Raw genomic sequence first — 18,455 nt, 5'->3', positions numbered from 1 at the left:
CAACGTCAGAGGCTCGTTCAGCCCCTCGGAATCTCCACCATCTCGAAGGCTTCGATGAAGTCGCCTTCCTTGATGTCCTGGAAGTTCTTCAGGACCAGACCGCACTCGAAGCCCTCGCGGACCTCGGAGGCGTCGTCCTTCTCGCGGCGCAGCGAGGCGAGGTCGAGGTTGTCAGCCACCACGGCGCCGTCGCGCAGAACGCGAACCTTGGCGTTGCGGCGGATGAGGCCCTCGGTGACCATACAGCCGGCGATGTTTCCGGCCTTCGACGAGCGGAAGATCGCGCGGATCTCCGCCTTGCCGAGGCTCTTCTCCTCGTACTCCGGCTTGAGCATGCCCTTGAGGGCCGCCTCGATCTCCTCGATCGCCTGGTAGATGACCGAGTAGTAGCGGATCTCGACACCCTCGCGGTCAGCCAGCTCCGTCGCCTTGCCCTGCGGGCGGACGTTGAAGCCGATGATGATCGCGTCGGAGGCAGCAGCCAGGTCGACGTTGGTCTCGGTGATCGCACCGACACCGCGGTCGATGACCCGGATGGAGACCTCGTCGCCACCCACATCGATCTTGGCCAGTGCGTCCTCGAGCGCCTCGACCGAACCGGACACGTCGCCCTTGAGGATGAGGTTGAGCTCTTGGCTCTCGCCCTTCTCCATGGAGGCCATGAAGTCCTCCAGCGTGCGGCGTACGCGGCGCTTGGCCTGCTGCGCGGCACGCTCGCGTGCCTCGCGCTTCTCGGCGATCTGGCGAGCCATCCGGTCGTCCTCGACGACCAGGAAGCTCTGGCCCGCACCCGGCACCGCCGAGAGACCCAGGACCATCGCCGGACGCGACGGGGTCGCCTCGGTGATCTCGTGGCCGTACTCGTCGATCATCGCGCGGACACGGCCATGGGCCGGGCCGGCGACGATGGACTCACCCACACGCAGCGTGCCGCGCTGGACCAGGATGGTCGCGACGGGGCCGCGGCCACGGTCGAGGTGAGCCTCGATGACGATGCCCTGAGCGTCCTGGCTGGCGTTGGCCTGCAGGTCGAGCGAGGCGTCGGCGGTCAGCACGACCGCCTCGAGGAGGCCCTCGATGTTGATCCGGGACTTCGCCGAGATCTCGACGAACATGGTGTCGCCGCCGTACTCCTCGGGGATGACGCCGTATTCGGTCAGCTGGCCACGGATCTTGGTCGGGTCCGCCTCCGGCTTGTCGATCTTGTTGATCGCGACCACGATCGGGACGCCGGCCGCCTTGGCGTGGTTGAGCGCCTCGATCGTCTGCGGCATCACGCCGTCATCGGCCGCGACCACGAGGACCGCGAGGTCCGAGGACTGCGAACCACGAGCACGCATGGCGGTGAACGCCTCGTGGCCCGGGGTGTCGATGAAGGTGATCCTGCGCTCTTGGCCGTCGACCTCGGTCGCAACCTGGTAGGCACCGATGTGCTGGGTGATGCCACCGGCCTCGCCCTCGATGACGTTGGCGTCACGGATGGCGTCGAGCAGCTTGGTCTTACCGTGGTCGACGTGACCCATGACGGTCACGACCGGCGGACGGACCGTCCAGTCGGACGCGTCGCCCTCGTCGCCGAGCTCGATGTCGAAGGACTCCAGCAGCTCTCGGTCCTCGTCCTCGGGGGAGACGACCGAGACGATGTAGTTGAGCTCCTCACCGAGCAGCTCGAGGGTCTCGTCGTTGACGGACTCGGTCGCGGTGACCATCTCCCCGAGGCCGAACAGCATCTGCACCAGCTGGGCCGGGTCGACACCGATCTTCTCGGCGAAGTCGGTCAGCGAGGAACCACGGGCGAGACGCACGGTCTCGCCGTTGCCCTTGCGGACGCGGATGCCACCGATCGTCGGGGCCTCCATGGCCTCGAACTCCTGACGACGCGCCCGCTTCGACTTCCGGCCACGACGCGAGGGACCACCCGGGCGACCGAAGGCACCCTGGGTCGTTCCGCGACCGCCGGGACGACCGGCACCCGGACGACCGCCGAAGCCGCCGCCACCGGGACGACCCGGAGCACCGCCGCCGCCACCGGGACGACCACCGGCACCCGGACGGCCACCGCCGCCGGGACGACCCGGAGCACCGGCACGGCCGCCGCCACCGCCGCCGGGACCGCCACCAGGACGGGCACCGAACGCGGCCGGGGACTTCGGCATCATCGCCGGGTTGGGACGCGGCATACCGGGACGGCCGCCACCACCCTGGCCACCCTCACGGGCAGCAGCAGGACGCGGCGGACGCTGGTCGCCACCGGCCGGGGCACCGCCCTGGCCTCCGCCCTGACCGCCCTGGCCTCCACCCTGGCCGCCGGGACGCGGACGCCCCATGCCCTGGTTGGAGGAGAACGGGTTGTTGCCCGGGCGCGGAGCGCCGGGCTTGCCGACCGGACGGGGTCCGGGACGACCGGCACCACCAGAGCCGCCGCGAGCCGCGGGGGTCTGCGGACGAGCACCGGGCTTCGGCGCACCAGGCTTGGGCGCACCAGGCTTGGGCGCGGCCGGGCGTCGCTCGCCTCGGTCGGTGCCTGCCGGTTCGCTCGGGCTGGTCTTGGGAGCGGCCGGAGCCGACTCCGCGGGGGCTGCCGGCGGAGCCTCGGCCTTCTTGGCCGGGGGCTTCGGGCCGGGCCTGGGGCCGGCCGGCTTGGACGCCGCAGGCGCCTCAGCAGGCTTCTCGGCAGGCTTCTCGGCGGGCTTCTCGGGCGCCTTGTCCGCGGCCTTCTTCGGGGCAGCAGGCTTGGGGGCGGCCGGCTTGGGACCGGGCTTGGGGGCGGTCTTCTCGTCCGTGGACGAGGATCCACCGTTGCCGCCGGACTTCAGGCCGGGGCCGATCTCCTTGCGGAAACGCATCTCCGCAGGCAGCTCGACGGTCGAGCTCGCCGACTTGACGAACTCGCCCATCTCCTTGAACTTCTCGAGAACGAACTTGCTCTCGACTCCGAACTCTTTGGCGAGTTCGTGGACTCGGGTCTTAGCCACGTTTCTCCTTCTGGCCACAGACCCGAGATCCGGGTGAAACTGTGACCACTAATGGTTGTAGAACACGCTCATCGCGAAGTACTCATCGAGTGCTCATGAGCTTTTGCTCCAGTTCCTGGTCAGTTGACCGTCGGCGACGGTCGTGGATGTCGGGCGCTTGTCGAGGTAGTCCTCCACCGGTGCGCTGGAAAGCCCGCCCTTGGCCCCCCTGCCTTTCGGGAACAGGGCCCGGGTGAACGCCTTCCGGCGCACCGCGAGTTCGTAGCACTCACGCGTGGGATGCAGATGCGCCCCTCGCCCAGGTGCGGTGGCTGTCGGATCGGGCACCACGGCCGGCTGGCCGTCGTGGCCCGAGCCGGCGGTCACCCGCAACAACTCGCGCTTGGCGGCTCGCTTCCGGCAACCAACGCACGTACGGACGGGTCCGTTCTGCGTAGTTTCTTCGAGGCGTGCCACCGATACTCAACACTACCGCTTCCGGGGTTCGGGAGACTAAACCGGGGCACAGGTCGTTCCTATTCCGTGACCCGACGTCACAGGACGGCGGCGATCTCCGGCCAGGCCAGCAGGCCGAGCTCGCGGTCGGCCTCCTCCGAACCACCCCAGTCGAGCCGCCGGCTGCGCTGGAGCACGGGCTCGCCCGGCAGCACGACCCGGTGACCGGCATCCGGATGAGTGACCACGATCGTCTCCAGGTCGTGGGCCGTACGCCGGCGCCGGACCGCCTCCGCGAAGAGGACCGACGGCCACAGCGCGTCGTCGCCCCCGGCGACCAGGACGACCTCACCGGCGATGCGCTCGACCGGGATGGTCGCGGCGGGCACCCGGTCGGCGTACTTCTCCAGGGCCGAGAGGTAGGCCTCACAGAACGACGGGAGCTCCCCACCGGCCTCCTTCACGGCTTCGTCGCCCGCCTCGTCGTCGAAGGGCACGAACGGCACCTGCTCGCCGCGCAGCATCCATGAGGAGCGCTGTGGCCGCTCGTCGCTGAGGCCGGCCCAGGAGACGTACGTCGGGGAGATCCCGACCACCGCGTCGATCTCGGGATGCAGCGTGCCGAGCAGCAGTGCCGCCTGGGCGCCCCAGGACGTGCCCAGCACCACCAGCCGCTGGTAGCGCGAGTGGAGCTCGGCGAGGATGTCGTCGAACGTCTCCAGCGGCATCAGGCGGGCCTCGCCCGGCTGTCCGGGGCCGCCGAAGTAGCGGATCGACGCGGCTGCCACCCCGTGCGAGGCGAGCAGTCGGCACCGATCGGTCTCGACCCGCCCCGAGGACCCGGACAGGACGAGGACCCCGGTGGTGGCGCCTTCCGGCTCCACCAGGATGCCGGCGGACCCGGTCAGAGCTGTCTCACGCACGTTCGGCATGCCGCACAGGCTAACGAGCCGCGAGGCTCAGGCGACCGGGGTCTCCTCGTCGGAGCGGATGTCGATGCGCCAGCCGGTGAGACGAGCGGCGAGACGGGCGTTCTGCCCCTCCTTGCCGATGGCCAGCGAGAGCTGGTAGTCGGGCACTACGACACGGGCCGACTTGGTCGCCTCGTCGATGATCTGGACCGAGGAGACCCGAGCCGGAGAGAGCGCGGATGCGACGAGCACCTTCGGGTCCTCGGACCAGTCGACGATGTCGATCTTCTCGCCCTGCAGCTCGGACATGACCTGCCGGACCCGCTGGCCCATCGGGCCGATGCAGGCGCCCTTGGCGTTGACGCCGGCGACGGTCGACATGACCGCGATCTTGGTGCGGTGGCCGGCCTCGCGGGCGATCGCGGCGATCTCGACGGTGCCGTCGGCGATCTCGGGGACCTCGAAGGAGAAGAGTTTCTTGACCAGGTTCGGGTGGGAGCGCGAGAGCGTGATCTGCGGGCCACGCATACCCTTGCGCACGCTCACCACGAGCGCCTTGATCCGGGTGCCGTGGCTGTAGTCCTCACCAGGCACACGCTCCGAGATCGGGATGACGCCCTCGAGCCGGCCCAGGTCGACGAGCACGTCGTCGGGGTTGCGGCCCTGCTGGATGACGCCGGAGAGGATGTCGCCCTCCTTGCCGGAGAACTCGCCGAACTTCACGTCGTCCTCGGCGTCGCGCAGCCGCTGCAGCACGATCTGCTTGGCGGTGGTGGCGGCGATGCGGCCGAAGCCCTCGGGCGTGTCGTCGTACTCCCCGACGACGTTGCCCTCGTCGTCGACCTCGGCAGCCAGCACGCGTACGTGGCCGGTCTTGCGGTCCAGGTCGACCCGCGCCTTCCTCTGGGAGTCACCGTTCTTGTGGTAGGCCGTCAGCAGGCCCTGTTCGATCGCCTCGACGAGCACATCGAGCGAGATCTCCCGCTCCCGCTCCAGCATCCGCAGGATGCTCATATCGATGTCCATGGCCTACTCCCCCTCGTCGATCCGCTTGAACTCGATCTGCACAAGCGCCTTCTTCACTTCCGCGTACGCCACCTCGCGGCGCTTGCCGCTCACCTCGAGACTCGCGCGCTCCTCGTCGGACTCCTTGACGCGGCCGGTGAACGTGGAGCCGTCGACGGTGGTGACCTTGACCAGGCGATTCTTGTTGCGGCGCCAGTGGCGCGGCAGGGTCAGCGGCCGGTCGACACCGGGAGAGGTGACCTCGAGCGTGTAGGGCTGCTCACCCATGACGTCGGACTCGTCGAGGACCCGGTTGACCTCACGGGTTGCCTCGGTGACCCCGTCATGGGTGATCCCGCCGTCCTTGTCGACGGCGATCCGCAGGATCCGGCGTTTGCCGGCCGGCGTGATCTCGACGGCCTCGACGTCGAGGCCCAGGACCAGAAGCGGGTCGACAAGGGCCTCCTCGATGGCACTCGCGATCGCGTCCTTCCGCTCAGCACTCAACGCGATCTCCCCCTGCATCCTGTTGTCTGATCCTGTTGGCTGGTCCAATTGTGTGGGCCGCCGAGCACGCGGCGCCGCCGTTGACACCCTACCTGTACGCCTCGGGTGTCTCGAACAGCACGCGGCTGTGTTGGAAAGCCGCTGACGCGACTCCCGCCGGGTGTGGTTAGGGTTCCTCACGTGTTCAGGATGCTCTCGCGCCGCACCGCTGTGGCCGTCGCCGTGGTTGCCCCGATGGCCGCCTCGGCGTGTTCGGCCTCGGAGATGCTCGATCCTGTCAAAGCACCACCACCGAGCACTCCCCCGGCCCCTACCAACCCCGACCAGAATGTGATCGACGCCACGGTCGCGGAGATCCTCGGTGCCGACGAGGGCGCGCCGGCGGCCTTCGTCCACCTCCACCGCGTCCACATCGAGGCGCTGGCGCCGTCCGAGGGTGTCACGGCCGCGCCGGCGCAGGGCCGCTGGCAGGAGCGCCAGCTCGCCCTGGTCACCACGCTCACGACCGCCGCCGGGAGTGCCGCGGACCCGCAGCTGATCACGCTGCTCGCCTCGGCCGCCGCCGGCCAGCAGCAGCTGCTGCACGGGCGGGGCCTGGCATGACGGGGCCGGGCATGGCGGCCACAGACTCAGCCTCGACAGAGGCCATCCAGGCTGCGCTCGCGGTCGAGCACGCTGCGATCTACGTCATCGGCGCCCTGGGCGGGCGCACCTCCGCCTCGTCCACACCGGCATTGGCACGAGCCCTTGAGGTCGCGTACGCCGACCATGTGAACGCCCGCGAGGCCCTGGCCGTCCGTGTGGTGGCCGCGGGGCTCGAGCCGGTCGCGTCCTCCGCCGTCTACGACCTGCCCCGCCGGACCGGGTCGGCGGAGGGCATCGGCGCCGCGGCACTGCGCCTGGAGCGGGACACCACCGCGACCTATCTCTCCCTGGTCCCGAAGGCGACCGGCACCGACCGCACGCTGCTCATTCAGCTGCTCTGCCGGGCGGCCGCGCGGCAGCTCGACCTCGGCGCCAAGCCGACGGCGTTCCCGGGAACCTAGCTAAAACCGAGATGGCCCGCGAACCGTCCGGCGCGGGAGACTCCCGAGATGTCTCCCGAGTCCGGGCGGCTCGTGGGCCAGGTTTTGGCCTGGACACGAGGCCTGAGAAGCCGCCTGGGGGCGAACCTCTCTTGCAGAAGTATGCAATCCCCGCTCAGAATGGCCCAGACCCGCAAAAGCGCATTGCAAGAACTTGCAACTTTTCCTGGTGTCATTCCCAGGGGCGAACGATCTGGTGTATGCCGCTCCATCGCCGCGCGGCGGGGCACAGGGAGCCCTTCAGCACCGTACCGATCTTCGAAGAGCCTGTCCGCCCCCGCAGACGCATCGAGACAGATCCGAGACCTTCTGGGCTCACATGTGTCCGGTCTCCACGTAGGAGCGGTGCCAGGAGAGCGCCTCACCGAGCAGGTGCGGCGTGTGCATGGCATCGGGACGCCCGCGCTGGGCGCGCTCGAAGTAGTCGGCGAGCCGGTCGCGGTAGTCGGGGTGCGCGCAGCGGTCGATGATCTTCCGCGCCCGTGCCCGCGGCGAGAGTCCGCGCAGGTCTGCCAGTCCCTGCTCGGTGATCACGACCTGCACGTCGTGCTCGGTGTGGTCGACGTGGCTGACGAAGGGCACGATCGAGGAGATCGCGCCGTTCTTGGCGGTCGAGGCGGAGACGAAGAAGTTGAGATACGCGTTGCGGGCGAAGTCACCCGAGCCGCCGATGCCGTTGACGATCGAGGAGCCGGCGACGTGGGTGGAGTTCACGTTGCCGTAGATGTCGGCCTCGACCATGCCGTTGATCGCGATCAGACCCAGCCGCCGCACGACCTCAGGATGGTTCGAGATCTCCTGCGGTCGCAGCAGGATCCGGCCCTTGTAGTGGTGGATGTCGTCGTTGAACCGCCGGGCACCCTCCTCGGAGAGCCCGAAGGACGTCGACGAGACGCCGATCAGCTTGCCCGAGTCGAGGAGGTCGAGGAGGCCGTCCTGGATCGTCTCGGTATAGGCCGTCAGGTGCTCGAACTCGCTCTCCTGGAGGCCGGCCAGGACCGCGTTGGCGACGTTGCCGACGCCGGCCTGGAGCGGCAGCAGGCTCCGGTGCAGCCGGTCGTTGCGTACCTCGTGCCGGAGGAAGTCCACGAGGAGGTCCGCCATCGCGCGGCTGTCGTCGTCGACCGGACGAAGCGGTGTGTTGCGGTCGGGCTGGTCGGTCTCGACGACGGCGACCACCTTCGCCGGGTCGACCCGGAGGTAGGGGTCGCCGATCCGCTGCATCGGCGTGGTCAGCTGGATCGGCGCCCGCTGGGGCGGCAGGCGGGTGCCGTAGTAGATGTCGTGGAAGCCCTCGAACCCTCGCGGCTGCCAGCTGTTGACCTCGAGGATCACCTTGTCGGCGTTCTCCAGCCAGGTCTTGTTGTTCCCCACGCTCGAGGAGGGGACGAGCAGCCCGTTGTGGAGGATCGCCGCCACCTCGACGACGGCGACGTCGAGGTCGCCGTAGAAGCCGAACCAGCTGTGCTGGGCGACGTGGGACAGATGTACGTCGACGTACTCGACCTCCCCCGAGTTGATCTGCCGGCGTAGCAGCGGGTCGCCGTTGTAGGGCAGCCGCTTGGAGAGCCCGTGCGCCTCAGCGAGGACGCCGTCGAGGTCGGGCGCCGTCGAGGCGCCGGTCCACGCCTGGACCCGGAACTCCTCGCCACGCTCATGAGCCGCCCGCACACGTCGCGCCAGCGCCGCCGGCACCGCCTTCGGATGCCCGGCCCCGGTGAATCCCGAGAACCCCACGGTCTCCCCCGGGCCGATCTGCTCGGCCGCCTCCGCGGCGCTCATCACCCGCCCGGCGAGCGTACGGTCAAGAACCCTGAGCCCCGTCATGGGATCGATCTTGCCTCACCCCCGATCGCCGAGTCGGTAGAAATGGCGGGCCGAGAACGTACTTGTGGGCGACGAAACTCTAGTTTCATCGCCCACAACTACAGATTCGGCCCGCCAGAGCTACCGATTCGGCGGGGTGGGTCAGCCGCGGACGACCTCGGTCAGGTGAGCGACCACGTCGTCGAGAGCGACCTCGGTCCTCTCGCCGCTCTTACGGTCCTTGACCTCGATCTTGCCCTCGACCAGGCCCTTGCCGACGGTGACGATGGTCGGGACGCCGATGAGCTCGGCGTCCTTGAACTTCACACCGGGCGAGACCTTGGGGCGGTCGTCGTAGAGCACATCGATGCCGGCGGCCTCGAGCTCACCGGCGAGCATCGAAGCGGCCTCGAAGATCGCGGCGTCCTTGCCGGTGGCGACGAGGTGGATGTCGTACGGAGCGACGTTGCGGGGCCAGGCCAGACCGATGTCGTCGAGGGTGCCCTCGGCGACGGCGGCCACGGCACGGGTGACACCGATGCCGTAGGAGCCCATGGTGACCGTGACGAGCTTGCCGTTCTCGTCGAGGACCTGCAGCCCGAGCGCGTCGGCGTACTTGCGGCCCAGCTGGAAGACGTGGCCCATCTCGATGCCGCGGGCCAGCGTCAGCGGGCCGGAGCCGTCAGGAGCGGGGTCGCCCTCACGCACCTCGGCGGCCTCGATGGTGCCGTCGGGGGTGAAGTCGCGGCCGGCGACCAGATCGATGACGTGCTTGCCCTCGACGTTGGCGCCGGTGACCCAGCGGGTGCCGGTGACCACGCGCGGGTCGACCAGGTAGCGGATCCCCGAAGCCGAGGACTCCCCCAGCGCCTGAGGGCCGATGTAGCCCTTGACCAGCTCGGGGTGCTTCTTGAGCTCCACGTCGTCCATGGGCTCGACCTCGATCGGCTCCAGCTGCCCCTCGAGGCGCTTGATGTCGACGTCGCGGTCGCCGGGCACGCCGACGGCGAGCGGCTCGACCGTCCCGTCGGGGTGGCGCAGCGTCAGCAGCACGTTCTTCAGCGTGTCGCCGGCCTCCCAGGGACGGTCCTCGCGCGGGTACGCCTCGTTGAGGTGGTCCACCAGCGTCTGGATCGTCGGGGTGTCGGGGGTGTCCTCGGCGTGGGCGGCGGGCACGCCCTCGTAGGAGATCGGCTCGGGGGCCAAGGTCGTGACCGCCTCGACGTTGGCGGCGTAGCCACCGGGCGAGCGGACGAAGGTGTCCTCGCCGGCCTCGGAGACGGCCAGGAACTCCTCGGAGGCCGAGCCGCCCATCGCACCGGAGGTCGCCTTGACGATGACGTACTCGAACCCGAGGCGGTCGAAGACCTTGACGTACGCCGCACGGTGGGCCTGGTAGGCGGCCTCGAGACCCTCGTCGGTGTAGTCGAAGGAGTAGGAGTCCTTCATGATGAACTCGCGCCCGCGCAGCAGCCCCGCGCGGGGGCGCGCCTCGTCGCGGTACTTCGTCTGGATCTGGTAGATCGCCAGCGGCAGGTCCTTGTAGGAGCCGTAGAGATCCTTGACCAGGAGCGTGAACATCTCCTCGTGCGTGGGGCCGAGCAGGTAGTCGGCTCCCTTGCGGTCCTGGAGCCGGAAGATGCCGTCGCCGTACTCCGTCCAGCGGCCGCTCGCCTCGTAGGGCTCGCGCGGCAGCAGCGCGGGGAAGTGCACCTCCTGGGACCCGATCGCGGCCATCTCCTCGCGGATGATCCCCTCGACCTTGCCGAGCACGCGCAGCCCCAGCGGCAGCCAGGAGTAGATCCCCGGAGCGGCGCGGCGGATGTAGCCGGCACGGACAAGCAGCTTGTGGCTCGCGACCTCGGCGTCCGCGGGACTCTCACGAAGAGTCCGCACGAACAGGGTCGACATACGGGCGATCATGCGGGCAAGCGTACGGCGCACCGGACCGCTCCCGCGAACCGGTTGGGAGCGTGTTGCAACCGCCCCTCACCTGCACGCGTCATACCTGCATGAGACGTATCCGAATCCCGGCACTGGCCACGGCCATCCTCGTTGCTCTCATGCTCCCGGTCTCACTGACGACACCGGCTTCTGCGGCGGCTCCGACCGTCGACGTACGTCCCCTTCCGCTGCCCATCGGCGAGAGCCCGACGGTTCCCTACCTGCACCGTCCGTCGTCCGCGTCGGTCTCGGTGGTCGACCCGGCGACCGGCATGAAGACACCGGTCGCCCTCGTCGGCGACGACCTCGACGAGTTCACCCTTCTGGGCCGCTCAGGGAGCGGGTTCGTGCTGCGGGTCCGCAACCGCAACATCGACCGGATCATCCGGGTGCAGCTCGATGTCGCGCAGAGGTCGCTCACCGACATGTACTACGCGGACAAGGCCAGGATGTCGGCCGACGGCCGCCACCTGCTCAACACGGCGACGCTGAGCAGCGGTGGGATCCAGGCCCAGGTACGCAGCGCCACCACCGGCGCGGTCGTCGCCCGGCACACCTTCAGGGGATCCACCAGGCCCGATCCGATCGACGTGAGCGGCACCCGCGTGCTCCTGGGCGGCTACAGCACCCCGCGCACGCTGGTGTGGGACTGGAAGGCCGGCACGGTCAAGACGATCGCCTCCCGGGCGGCGTACGCAGGCAGCTTCGCCACCAACCGGCTGGCGACCTACACCAAGGACCCGTCGCGGATCGACGCCTGCTCGGTGGTCTCGACCGTCACCGCGCCCGCCACGACGCTCTGGCGCGGGTGCTCGGAGGCCGTCGCGTCGTTCTCACCCGACGGCGCCCGCTTCGCGACCAACGCGATCGAGCACCAGAACCATGCCGACGTGGTCCGCCGCCGCAGTCTCCGCGGCACCCTGCTGACCACCTACCGCAACCCGAACGGGCTGTGGGCGTACGCCTGGGAGACCAACACCCGGATCCTGATGCGGTCCCACCCGAACAGCGGCACGCCCTGGCTCGTACGCTGCGAGGCCGCTGACTGCGAGCGAGCCTGGCGCGCGTACTCCTAGAACACAGCCAGATCAGGACATCGCCAGATCAGAACATCGCCAGATCAGAACATGATGGTGGAGAAGCGGGCCGTCTCGAGGAAGCCGGCCCGCTCGTAGGCGCGGCGGGCGGGGGCGTTCCACTCGTTGACGTAGAGGGAGATACGAGGGGCGATCTCGCGGCGGACGATGTCGCAGACCGCGGCCATCCCGCGGGCGGCCAGGCCCTCGCCGCGTCGGTGCGCGGGCACCCAGACCCCCTGGATCTGGGCGGCGCCGGGCGTCGCGCAGGCGACCTCTGCCTTGAAGACGACCTCGCCGTCCTCGATCCGTGCGAAGGACCAGCCACGCGAGATCAGCTGGAGCACCCGGGCGCGGTAGAGGTCGCGGCCACCGCCGGTCTCGGGCGAGATCCCGACCTCCTCGGTGTACATCGCCACGCACGCCGGATAGAGGACCTCCATGTCGGCGCGGACCGTGCGGCGTACGAACGGGTCCGGCTCGACCAGGCTCTGCAGCTGCTGCTCGAGGTGAGGCTGCTCCCAGCGCTCGTCGCGCGGTGTCCCCCAGGAGTCACCGATCGCGCTCCACAGCGAGCGCACCGCGGGCTGCCGCCCGACGATCGTGGAAACGGTGCGTACGCGGTTGCGGGCCCGCTCACCGAAGGCGTACGCATCCTCCTGGGTGGCCTGGATCGGGACCAGGTTGGCGCCGACATGGCAGGCCGCGACCAGGTCGCCACCGTCCCAGCGCCCCCAGATCTCCCCGCCGAGCCAACGCGGCTCGAGGTTGGTGGTGCGCGCCCGGTATTCGGCGAACACGTTGACCACCGGGTCCTGACCGGTCAGCTCCAGGAACGCACTCAGATCCCCCGCATGCAGCGGGCGGATCCCCTGGCGCGTCGTCAGCATGTCATCGAGCCTAGAGCCAATCTGGTTGTACGTCGCGCCTCGGCTCGCAGACCGGATCAGGCAAAGATGCGCTCGATCGTGTGCATCCGCTCGCGGACGGTCTTGAGCAGTACGTCCTCACCGGCCGCGCCCGTGTCGCCCCACACCGCCCGGCCCACCATCACGCCGCCGGCACCGAGCGATCGGACGTGCGGCAGACGTCCGTTGAAGTCGTCCCAGCTCATCCCGTCCGACCGCGCGACCCAGGGTGCTCTCCCGATGTCGGCGCGCTCGATGGCCGCGATGCCCTCGTCGTTGACCTTGAGCTTGAGCACGATGCCGCCCTCTCCCGAGCGCTCGGCGAGCGCGGCCAGATCGTCGAAACAGCCCGGGCTCGCGCAGTAGGGTTCGAGGAAGACCCGGTCATAGCCCGGAAGGCGTTCGAGCAAGGCCTGCGCGATCGGCGCGCAGCCCGCCTGGTGGTCCTCGAAGCCGACCTTGACGGCGTCGGTCGACCTCTCGGGGACGATGAGCTCGTCGACGGTGCCGATGTCCGGGAGCCCGGCGCAGGCGAGCTCCGGGCGTACGTCGCCGTGCCCCTGCTCAGGACGCACGACGATGCCCCAGCCAGGGGTGTGGGCCACTAGATCGAGGAGCTCGGACCTGATGTCGGAGGAGTCCGGGGTGCGGAACAGCGCATCGTTCGCGTGATCGATGGCAAGCCAGAGATTGGTCACTGTTGTCGCCAGTCTGAGGAGGGAACAAGAGACATGTGGAGGCGCTAGGCGAAGCCTAAGCAGCGCGACCCAGGATCAGCCGCAACTCGCGTGAGCTGCAGGCTGCGGGTCGCGACGGCTCGTCGATGATCGGCCCTCAGTACTCGCCGCCGTCGGCGACCACACACTGCCCGTTGATGGCACTGGCGCCGTCAGAGGCGAGGAAGACACAGACCTTGGCGACGGCGTCGGCGGTGACGAACCGGTGCCCGGGGATGCGCGCCGCCCGGTAGGAGATGTACTGGTCGACCGTGACCCCCTCCTTGCGAGCGTGCTTGACGAAGACCTGCCGGGAAGACTCGCTCCACATCGGCCCCGGGGCGACGACGTTGGCCCGGACGACGCCCTCCTCCTCCTGCGCGATCGCCTGGGCGAGCCCGGTCAGCGCGTGCTTGGAGACGCCGTAGGCGGCCCGTCGTGACGGCGTACGGATTCCGAAGACCGAGCTGACCAGGACGACCGCACCGGACCGGGCCGCCCGCAGCTTCGGGAGCGCGAGCGAGGCCGTACGCCACACCGAGGTCAGGTTGATGTCGAGGGTGTGCTGCCACTCGGACCGCTCGATCTCGGCGACCGTGTCGGGGCTGGGGTTGATGCCGGTGCAGTTGATGAGACCCGAAAGCGTGTCGAACCCGGCGAGCGTCTCGGCCAGGGCGTCCACCCCGTCGTCGGTGGTCAGGTCGGCCTCCACCCGGGCAACCGCCCCGGTCTCGTCGGCGAGGTAGGCGAGCTCGGTCGTACGGCTGTAGCCGTGCACGATCACCGGAGTGCCATCGGCGCTCAGTCGGCGGGCGACGGCACTGCCGAGGTCGCCGGTGGCTCCGAGGACAAGCACTGGTGGCCGAGGCTGTGCACCCGGCGACTCAGGCAGTGTGCTCATGGCGCTCCTTGATCCGTTGGATCGCCGTCCTCACCACTTCCTCGTGGGTGGGCGGCAGACCAGTGAGACCTTCAAGATGGCTCAGGCAAGTGATATCACCCATTTGCCCGAGCCGATATGCGGTTATCGGAATCGCCGGCGTGAGCACCGGGTGATAGAGCCTGCGGACCAGCGCCTCGGTGATGTCGGTGTCCACACGGAGCGCGTCGCGCTCTCGGCCGACGGTCCGTGGGTCCTCCTCACGGTCCAGGATCTGGAGGTAGCCGTCGACCGGCACCCGGCCGCGCAGGACCAGCTGATACATCGCCGCCTTGCGCAGAAACAGCGACTGGAAGGCCTCCAGCACGAACTCCAGCTCGTCCCAGTAGCGCTCCGGCGCCTGGTCGAGGAGCTCTCCGTAGTCCTCGCGCTCCTCGGTCAGGTAGAGGCAGATCAGCCGGTCCATCCAGGACAGGCTCTCGCGCACGCTCAGCCGGGCCACCGCGTCCAGGTCTCCGGGCTGGAACCCGGCCTTGAGGAAGCTCATCACCATCCCGCCGAGGTGCATGTGGACGAAGCGGGCACCGTCGAGCGCCATCGCGCGGCCGTCGCGCAGCCGGTCGCGGATGCTCTCGGCCACGAAGTAGCGGTAGAAGGTCTCGTGAGCGAACTCGGCCGACTCCACCGAGTCCCTGGTCCGTCCGCTCACCCCGAAGACCTCGGGGTGGTCGAGCAGGTCGGCGATCCATTCGTACGTCAGGAAGTCACGCTGCCTGGTGATGTCGAGGTCACGCTGCAGGTTGGCGAAGAGCCATTCCGAGACGCGCGGGACCGGAATCAGATCCTGCTCCTGCGAACCCGGCTCGTCCATCCCGGTGAACAGGTCCCAGGCGATGTCGCGGTAGGTCTGGAAACGAACCCTGCTGGGGATGCGCGAGCTCTTCCGGTCCCAGGGCTGACCGCAGATGTGCTTGAGGTGGACGGTGTAGCCGTCCCACAGCGTCCGGGGTGCGGGCGCGCCCTCCTCGATGGAGGCGTAGAGCTGCTTGAGGACGAGCGGCGTCGCGGGGAAGAATCCTCCGCCACGCTCCATCTCGGCGGCCAGGCTGTTCAGCCGCTCATCGCCTCCGCGCTCCTCGCCGAGAGCCCGCACCTCGACCGGCGAGATCGGCTCGACGCGTACGACCACGGCTTCCTCGACGCCGAGATCCTCCAGGCGCGCGGGACTGCGCAGCTGCTCGGCGAGCTCGTCGCGCTCGGTCTGCAGGTTGCGCTTGCTGATCACGACGAATCGGCCACCCCGGCCGAACGCTGAGCGCAGCTCGCTCAGGTCGGGACGGGTGACGCCGTGCTCCTCGGCGCTGGAGGAGATCAGGTCGAAGTCGTCGATGACGATCGGCGAACGGTCCTCGTCGACCAGGTCCGCGTAGTCGACCGCCCCGTCGCGCAGGCTGATGTAGCGCACCTGCTCCTTCGACGCGGTCCACTCCCTGGCCTCGATCGTCTTCCCCGAGCCCGAGGGGCCGGTGAGGAAGAAGAGGTTGGACTCGGGATTCTCCAGCCATCGGCCGAGCGCGTCCATGAGCGGGATCGTGGACGCGTCCGTCGTCAGCCCGCTCAGCACCGCCACCCGTGCGCGCGGGAAGGTCAGCCGGGAGCTGGTGGCGGGCGCCGGCGCCTCGGTCGTCTCAGCTGCGAGCGCGAGCATCGGTTGAGCCGAGGCGGAGCCCGAGGCCATGGACCCGGCCAGTCCCACGTGCTGATCACGCCAGGCGTATGCCTTCCACCACTTCGACTGCCAGATGCCGGTGTTCTTGCGGATCCACTCGCCCTGGTGGGCCGGGTCGAGAGTGCGAGGCACCGCACCGCCCACGACGCGGATGAGCTCGTCGAGCGGCATCAGCTTCGAGCCGGACGTACGCCGGTAGAAGGTGCTCCTGGCCATGGCCACGCCGGCGCCGCCATCGGCTTTGCCGGTGACCTGCCTGACCCAGTCGCGCAGTTCGACGTTGAACTGCTCTGGAGAGAGCGCTTCGTCGGTCATTTCCCCTCGCCGAGTCGTCGCGACCGCGGGCTGTGAGTATCTCGCAGGCGTCCCATTTCTGTCCCAGAAACGTCCCAACTTCCCCGGGACTGTCTTTACTTCGTCCCCACTCCCACCCGGCTACTGGCGAGTTGGATGTGGTGTCCGCCACCTTGGAGACGTCCCCGACAGGGACAGCGCCGGCCCCCGAACGGGCCCCACCGCTGAAGGAGATGATGACCATGAGGAACCACAAGTTCAGCATCGCTACCTTCGCCGTCACGCTTCTTGTCGTGTTCGGCTTCAACCAGCTGCTCAGCGCCGAGCCGCCAAAGTGCGAGGCAGCCGCCGGCACCTCGTTCGTGCCCGTCGTCGCGGAGGAGGTGCTGTCATGAACGGCTTCTTCCCTCGCCCCGGCGAGACCGTCCGGGCCCGCGGCGGCACCCGCTCCGGAAAACGCGGTGTCGTCGTCGCCACCGCCGCGGGTCGCGCCAAGGTCCGCTTCGACGGCCGCAGCGGCACCCGCTGGGTCCGCAGCGGCAACCTGAGCTCCACCGGCAGCAGCTCGCAGCCCTGGATCCTTCCGGTCAAGGCCGCACTCATTCTGTTCCTGGTCGTGCCGGGCATCCGGTTCGTCGTCGTCCACCTGTGGACCCACGGCGGACTGGACGGGTTCGCCACGGCTCTCGGAAACCAGATGGGCCAGGCGGCGCTCGCCTGGGGCCACCTGCTCACCACGGACCCGCTCGGAGCGCTGCTCCACCTCGGGTTCCTCGGCGTGGTCTCCAGGCTGATGCACTGGTGATGCGACCGACGACCTTCGAGACGTACGCAGCGAATGTCTCGAAGCGACAGACAGAGGCCCGGTCCGGCTGTGATGGACCGGGCTTCTTGCGTACGTGGCCCGCACCGGGTTGCGGAATGCTCACCGAGGTAACTCGGCGAGTGCGCACTTCCCGCGTGGAACTCCACGAAGGAAGCGACCGTTCACCGAGTTACCTCGGTGAACGGCACTGCTCAGCCGCTGACCGAGACCGACGCGCCGCCGCCCTCGACGGGCTCCATGCCCTCGGCGATCTTCATCGCCTCTTCGATCAGCGTCTCGACGATGGCGGCCTCGGGGACGGTCTTGATGACCTCGCCCTTGACGAAGATCTGGCCCTTGCCGTTGCCGGAGGCGACACCGAGATCGGCCTCGCGGGCCTCGCCGGGACCGTTGACGACGCAGCCCATGACCGCGACCCGCAGCGGGACCTCGAGGCCGTCGAGGCCGGCGGTCACCTCGTCGGCGAGCTTGTAGACGTCGACCTGCGCGCGACCGCAGCTGGGGCAGGAGACGATCTCCAGGCGGCGCGGCTTCAGGTTGAGCGACTCCAGGATCTGGATGCCGACCTTGACCTCCTCCACCGGCGGCGCGGAGAGCGAGACTCGGATCGTGTCGCCGATGCCCTTGGACAGCAGCGAGCCGAAGGCGACGGAGGACTTGATCGTGCCCTGGAAGGCCGGTCCCGCCTCGGTGACACCGAGGTGGAGCGGCCAGTCGCCGGACTCGGCGAGCAGCTCGTAGGCGCGCACCATCACGACCGGGTCGTTGTGCTTGACCGAGATCTTGAAGTCCCGGAAGCCGTGCTCCTCGAAGAGGCTCGCCTCCCACATCGCCGACTCGACCAGCGCCTCGGGCGTGGCCTTGCCGTACTTCTCCAGCAGCCGCTTGTCGAGCGAGCCCGCGTTGACGCCGATCCGGATGCTCGTGCCGTGGTCCTTGGCGGCCGCGGCGATCTCCTTGACCTGGTCGTCGAACTTGCGGATGTTGCCCGGGTTGACCCGGACCGCTGCGCAACCGGCCTCGATGGCCGCGAAGACGTACTTCGGCTGGAAGTGGATGTCGGCGATCACCGGGATCTGCGACTTCTGCGCGATCGCCGGGAGCGCGTCGGCGTCGTCGGTGCTCGGACAGGCGACGCGGACGATGTCGCAGCCCGACGCGGTGAGCTCGGCGATCTGCTGGAGGGTCGAGTTGACGTCGGCGGTGACCGTGGTCGTCATCGACTGCACGGAGATGGGGCTCTCGCTGCCGACGCCCACCGAGCCGACCTTGATCTGGCGGGTCTTGCGGCGAGGGGCGAGCACCGGGGCGGGTGCCTCCGGCATACCGAGGGGGATGGACGTCATGTCTACCAATCG

The 18,455-nt window shown here is 69.1% G+C and carries 17 protein-coding genes; 5 read left to right on the top strand and 12 right to left on the bottom strand.

Annotation, left to right across the window (positions count from 1 at the left end):
• Positions 1–17: 17 nt before the first annotated feature.
• The 5 genes from infB to rimP all read right to left on the bottom strand — a co-directional run bounded on the left by infB (position 18) and on the right by rimP (position 5,833).
• Positions 18–2,975 carry a translation initiation factor IF-2 gene (gene infB / locus H5T77_RS05595; RefSeq protein ID WP_292646153.1) on the bottom strand — a complete coding sequence of 986 codons (2,958 nt, stop codon included), beginning with the start codon at positions 2,973–2,975 and terminating at the stop codon, positions 18–20.
• Positions 2,976–3,068: 93 nt separating this feature from the next.
• Positions 3,069–3,431 (bottom strand): YlxR family protein, encoded by a 363-nt coding sequence (locus H5T77_RS05590; protein ID WP_292646151.1) that lies wholly within the window; start codon positions 3,429–3,431, stop codon positions 3,069–3,071.
• 77 nt (positions 3,432–3,508) lie between these two features.
• The gene (locus H5T77_RS05585; protein WP_292646148.1) at positions 3,509–4,342 is read right to left on the bottom strand and encodes an alpha/beta fold hydrolase; all 834 of its coding nucleotides are present in this window, start codon (positions 4,340–4,342) and stop codon (positions 3,509–3,511) included.
• A 27-nt stretch (positions 4,343–4,369) separates the two neighbouring features.
• A complete protein-coding gene (nusA, locus tag H5T77_RS05580) occupies positions 4,370–5,347 on the bottom strand; it encodes a transcription termination factor NusA (RefSeq protein ID WP_292646145.1) in 978 nt (325 codons plus the stop codon).
• Between the two features lie 3 nt (positions 5,348–5,350).
• Entirely contained in the window at positions 5,351–5,833 is a 483-nt protein-coding gene (gene rimP, locus H5T77_RS05575) for a ribosome maturation factor RimP (protein ID WP_292646143.1), read from the bottom strand.
• 180 nt (positions 5,834–6,013) lie between these two features.
• On the opposite strand from rimP, the gene H5T77_RS05570 reads away from it, so the two are divergent.
• Positions 6,014–6,436: a hypothetical protein gene (locus H5T77_RS05570; protein ID WP_292646140.1), complete on the top strand. Its 423-nt coding sequence runs from the start codon at positions 6,014–6,016 to the stop codon at positions 6,434–6,436.
• 11 nt (positions 6,437–6,447) lie between these two features.
• A complete protein-coding gene (locus H5T77_RS05565) occupies positions 6,448–6,879 on the top strand; it encodes a DUF4439 domain-containing protein (RefSeq protein ID WP_292646138.1) in 432 nt (143 codons plus the stop codon).
• Between the two features lie 354 nt (positions 6,880–7,233).
• Here H5T77_RS05565 and H5T77_RS05560 read toward each other — a convergent pair whose 3' ends face one another.
• Positions 7,234–8,745 (bottom strand): acetyl-CoA hydrolase/transferase family protein, encoded by a 1,512-nt coding sequence (locus tag H5T77_RS05560; protein WP_292646136.1) that lies wholly within the window; start codon positions 8,743–8,745, stop codon positions 7,234–7,236.
• A 141-nt stretch (positions 8,746–8,886) separates the two neighbouring features.
• Positions 8,887–10,647, bottom strand: a complete 1,761-nt coding sequence (locus tag H5T77_RS05555) for a proline--tRNA ligase (protein ID WP_292646134.1) — start codon at positions 10,645–10,647, stop codon at positions 8,887–8,889.
• An 89-nt stretch (positions 10,648–10,736) separates the two neighbouring features.
• Between H5T77_RS05555 and H5T77_RS05550 the strand changes: the two genes are divergently transcribed.
• Positions 10,737–11,744: a hypothetical protein gene (locus H5T77_RS05550; RefSeq protein WP_292646130.1), complete on the top strand. Its 1,008-nt coding sequence runs from the start codon at positions 10,737–10,739 to the stop codon at positions 11,742–11,744.
• A gap of 44 nt (positions 11,745–11,788) precedes the next feature.
• Here the strand turns inward: H5T77_RS05550 and H5T77_RS05545 are convergent, their stop codons facing one another.
• From H5T77_RS05545 to H5T77_RS05530, 4 genes are all read right to left on the bottom strand, one after another.
• Positions 11,789–12,634: a GNAT family N-acetyltransferase gene (locus tag H5T77_RS05545; protein WP_292646129.1), complete on the bottom strand. Its 846-nt coding sequence runs from the start codon at positions 12,632–12,634 to the stop codon at positions 11,789–11,791.
• A gap of 56 nt (positions 12,635–12,690) precedes the next feature.
• Positions 12,691–13,350, bottom strand: coding sequence for a hypothetical protein (locus tag H5T77_RS05540; protein WP_292646128.1), 660 nt, complete (start codon positions 13,348–13,350; stop codon positions 12,691–12,693).
• A 136-nt stretch (positions 13,351–13,486) separates the two neighbouring features.
• Positions 13,487–14,269, bottom strand: a complete 783-nt coding sequence (locus H5T77_RS05535; RefSeq protein WP_292646127.1) for an SDR family NAD(P)-dependent oxidoreductase — start codon at positions 14,267–14,269, stop codon at positions 13,487–13,489.
• Complete coding sequence (locus H5T77_RS05530; protein ID WP_292646125.1) at positions 14,253–16,292, bottom strand: hypothetical protein; 2,040 nt, start codon at positions 16,290–16,292, stop codon at positions 14,253–14,255. The genes H5T77_RS05535 and H5T77_RS05530 overlap by 17 nt, the downstream gene beginning before the upstream one ends.
• Before the next feature lie 221 nt (positions 16,293–16,513).
• Between H5T77_RS05530 and H5T77_RS05525 the strand changes: the two genes are divergently transcribed.
• Together H5T77_RS05525 and H5T77_RS05520 are read left to right on the top strand one after the other, a co-directional pair.
• Positions 16,514–16,666 (top strand): hypothetical protein, encoded by a 153-nt coding sequence (locus tag H5T77_RS05525; RefSeq protein WP_292646124.1) that lies wholly within the window; start codon positions 16,514–16,516, stop codon positions 16,664–16,666.
• Entirely contained in the window at positions 16,663–17,076 is a 414-nt protein-coding gene (locus H5T77_RS05520; protein WP_292646121.1) for a hypothetical protein, read from the top strand. Before H5T77_RS05525 ends, H5T77_RS05520 begins: the two co-directional genes overlap by 4 nt.
• Before the next feature lie 212 nt (positions 17,077–17,288).
• On the opposite strand, the gene ispG is transcribed toward H5T77_RS05520, so the two are convergent.
• The gene (gene ispG / locus H5T77_RS05515) at positions 17,289–18,443 is read right to left on the bottom strand and encodes a flavodoxin-dependent (E)-4-hydroxy-3-methylbut-2-enyl-diphosphate synthase (protein ID WP_292646119.1); all 1,155 of its coding nucleotides are present in this window, start codon (positions 18,441–18,443) and stop codon (positions 17,289–17,291) included.
• Positions 18,444–18,455: the final 12 nt, after the last annotated feature.

Origin of the sequence: Nocardioides sp., assembly GCF_014360585.1 — a bacterium.
Taxonomy (GTDB): Bacteria; Actinomycetota; Actinomycetes; order Propionibacteriales; family Nocardioidaceae; genus Nocardioides.
The sequence above is the reverse complement of the archived record's forward strand: the minus strand, read 5'-3'. Positions and strand labels throughout refer to the sequence as shown.

Coding starts and splice junctions, on each gene's coding strand:
- H5T77_RS05585 (WP_292646148.1), bottom strand. CDS start 4,342: ATGCCGAACGTGCGTGAGACAGCTCTGACCGGGTCCGCCGGCATCCTG.
- nusA (WP_292646145.1), bottom strand. CDS start 5,347: ATGGACATCGATATGAGCATCCTGCGGATGCTGGAGCGGGAGCGGGAG.
- H5T77_RS05565 (WP_292646138.1), top strand. CDS start 6,448: ATGGCGGCCACAGACTCAGCCTCGACAGAGGCCATCCAGGCTGCGCTC.
- H5T77_RS05560 (WP_292646136.1), bottom strand. CDS start 8,745: ATGACGGGGCTCAGGGTTCTTGACCGTACGCTCGCCGGGCGGGTGATG.
- H5T77_RS05555 (WP_292646134.1), bottom strand. CDS start 10,647: ATGATCGCCCGTATGTCGACCCTGTTCGTGCGGACTCTTCGTGAGAGT.
- H5T77_RS05550 (WP_292646130.1), top strand. CDS start 10,737: ATGAGACGTATCCGAATCCCGGCACTGGCCACGGCCATCCTCGTTGCT.
- H5T77_RS05545 (WP_292646129.1), bottom strand. CDS start 12,634: ATGCTGACGACGCGCCAGGGGATCCGCCCGCTGCATGCGGGGGATCTG.
- H5T77_RS05535 (WP_292646127.1), bottom strand. CDS start 14,269: ATGAGCACACTGCCTGAGTCGCCGGGTGCACAGCCTCGGCCACCAGTG.
- H5T77_RS05530 (WP_292646125.1), bottom strand. CDS start 16,292: ATGACCGACGAAGCGCTCTCTCCAGAGCAGTTCAACGTCGAACTGCGC.
- H5T77_RS05525 (WP_292646124.1), top strand. CDS start 16,514: ATGAGGAACCACAAGTTCAGCATCGCTACCTTCGCCGTCACGCTTCTT.
- H5T77_RS05520 (WP_292646121.1), top strand. CDS start 16,663: ATGAACGGCTTCTTCCCTCGCCCCGGCGAGACCGTCCGGGCCCGCGGC.
- ispG (WP_292646119.1), bottom strand. CDS start 18,443: ATGACGTCCATCCCCCTCGGTATGCCGGAGGCACCCGCCCCGGTGCTC.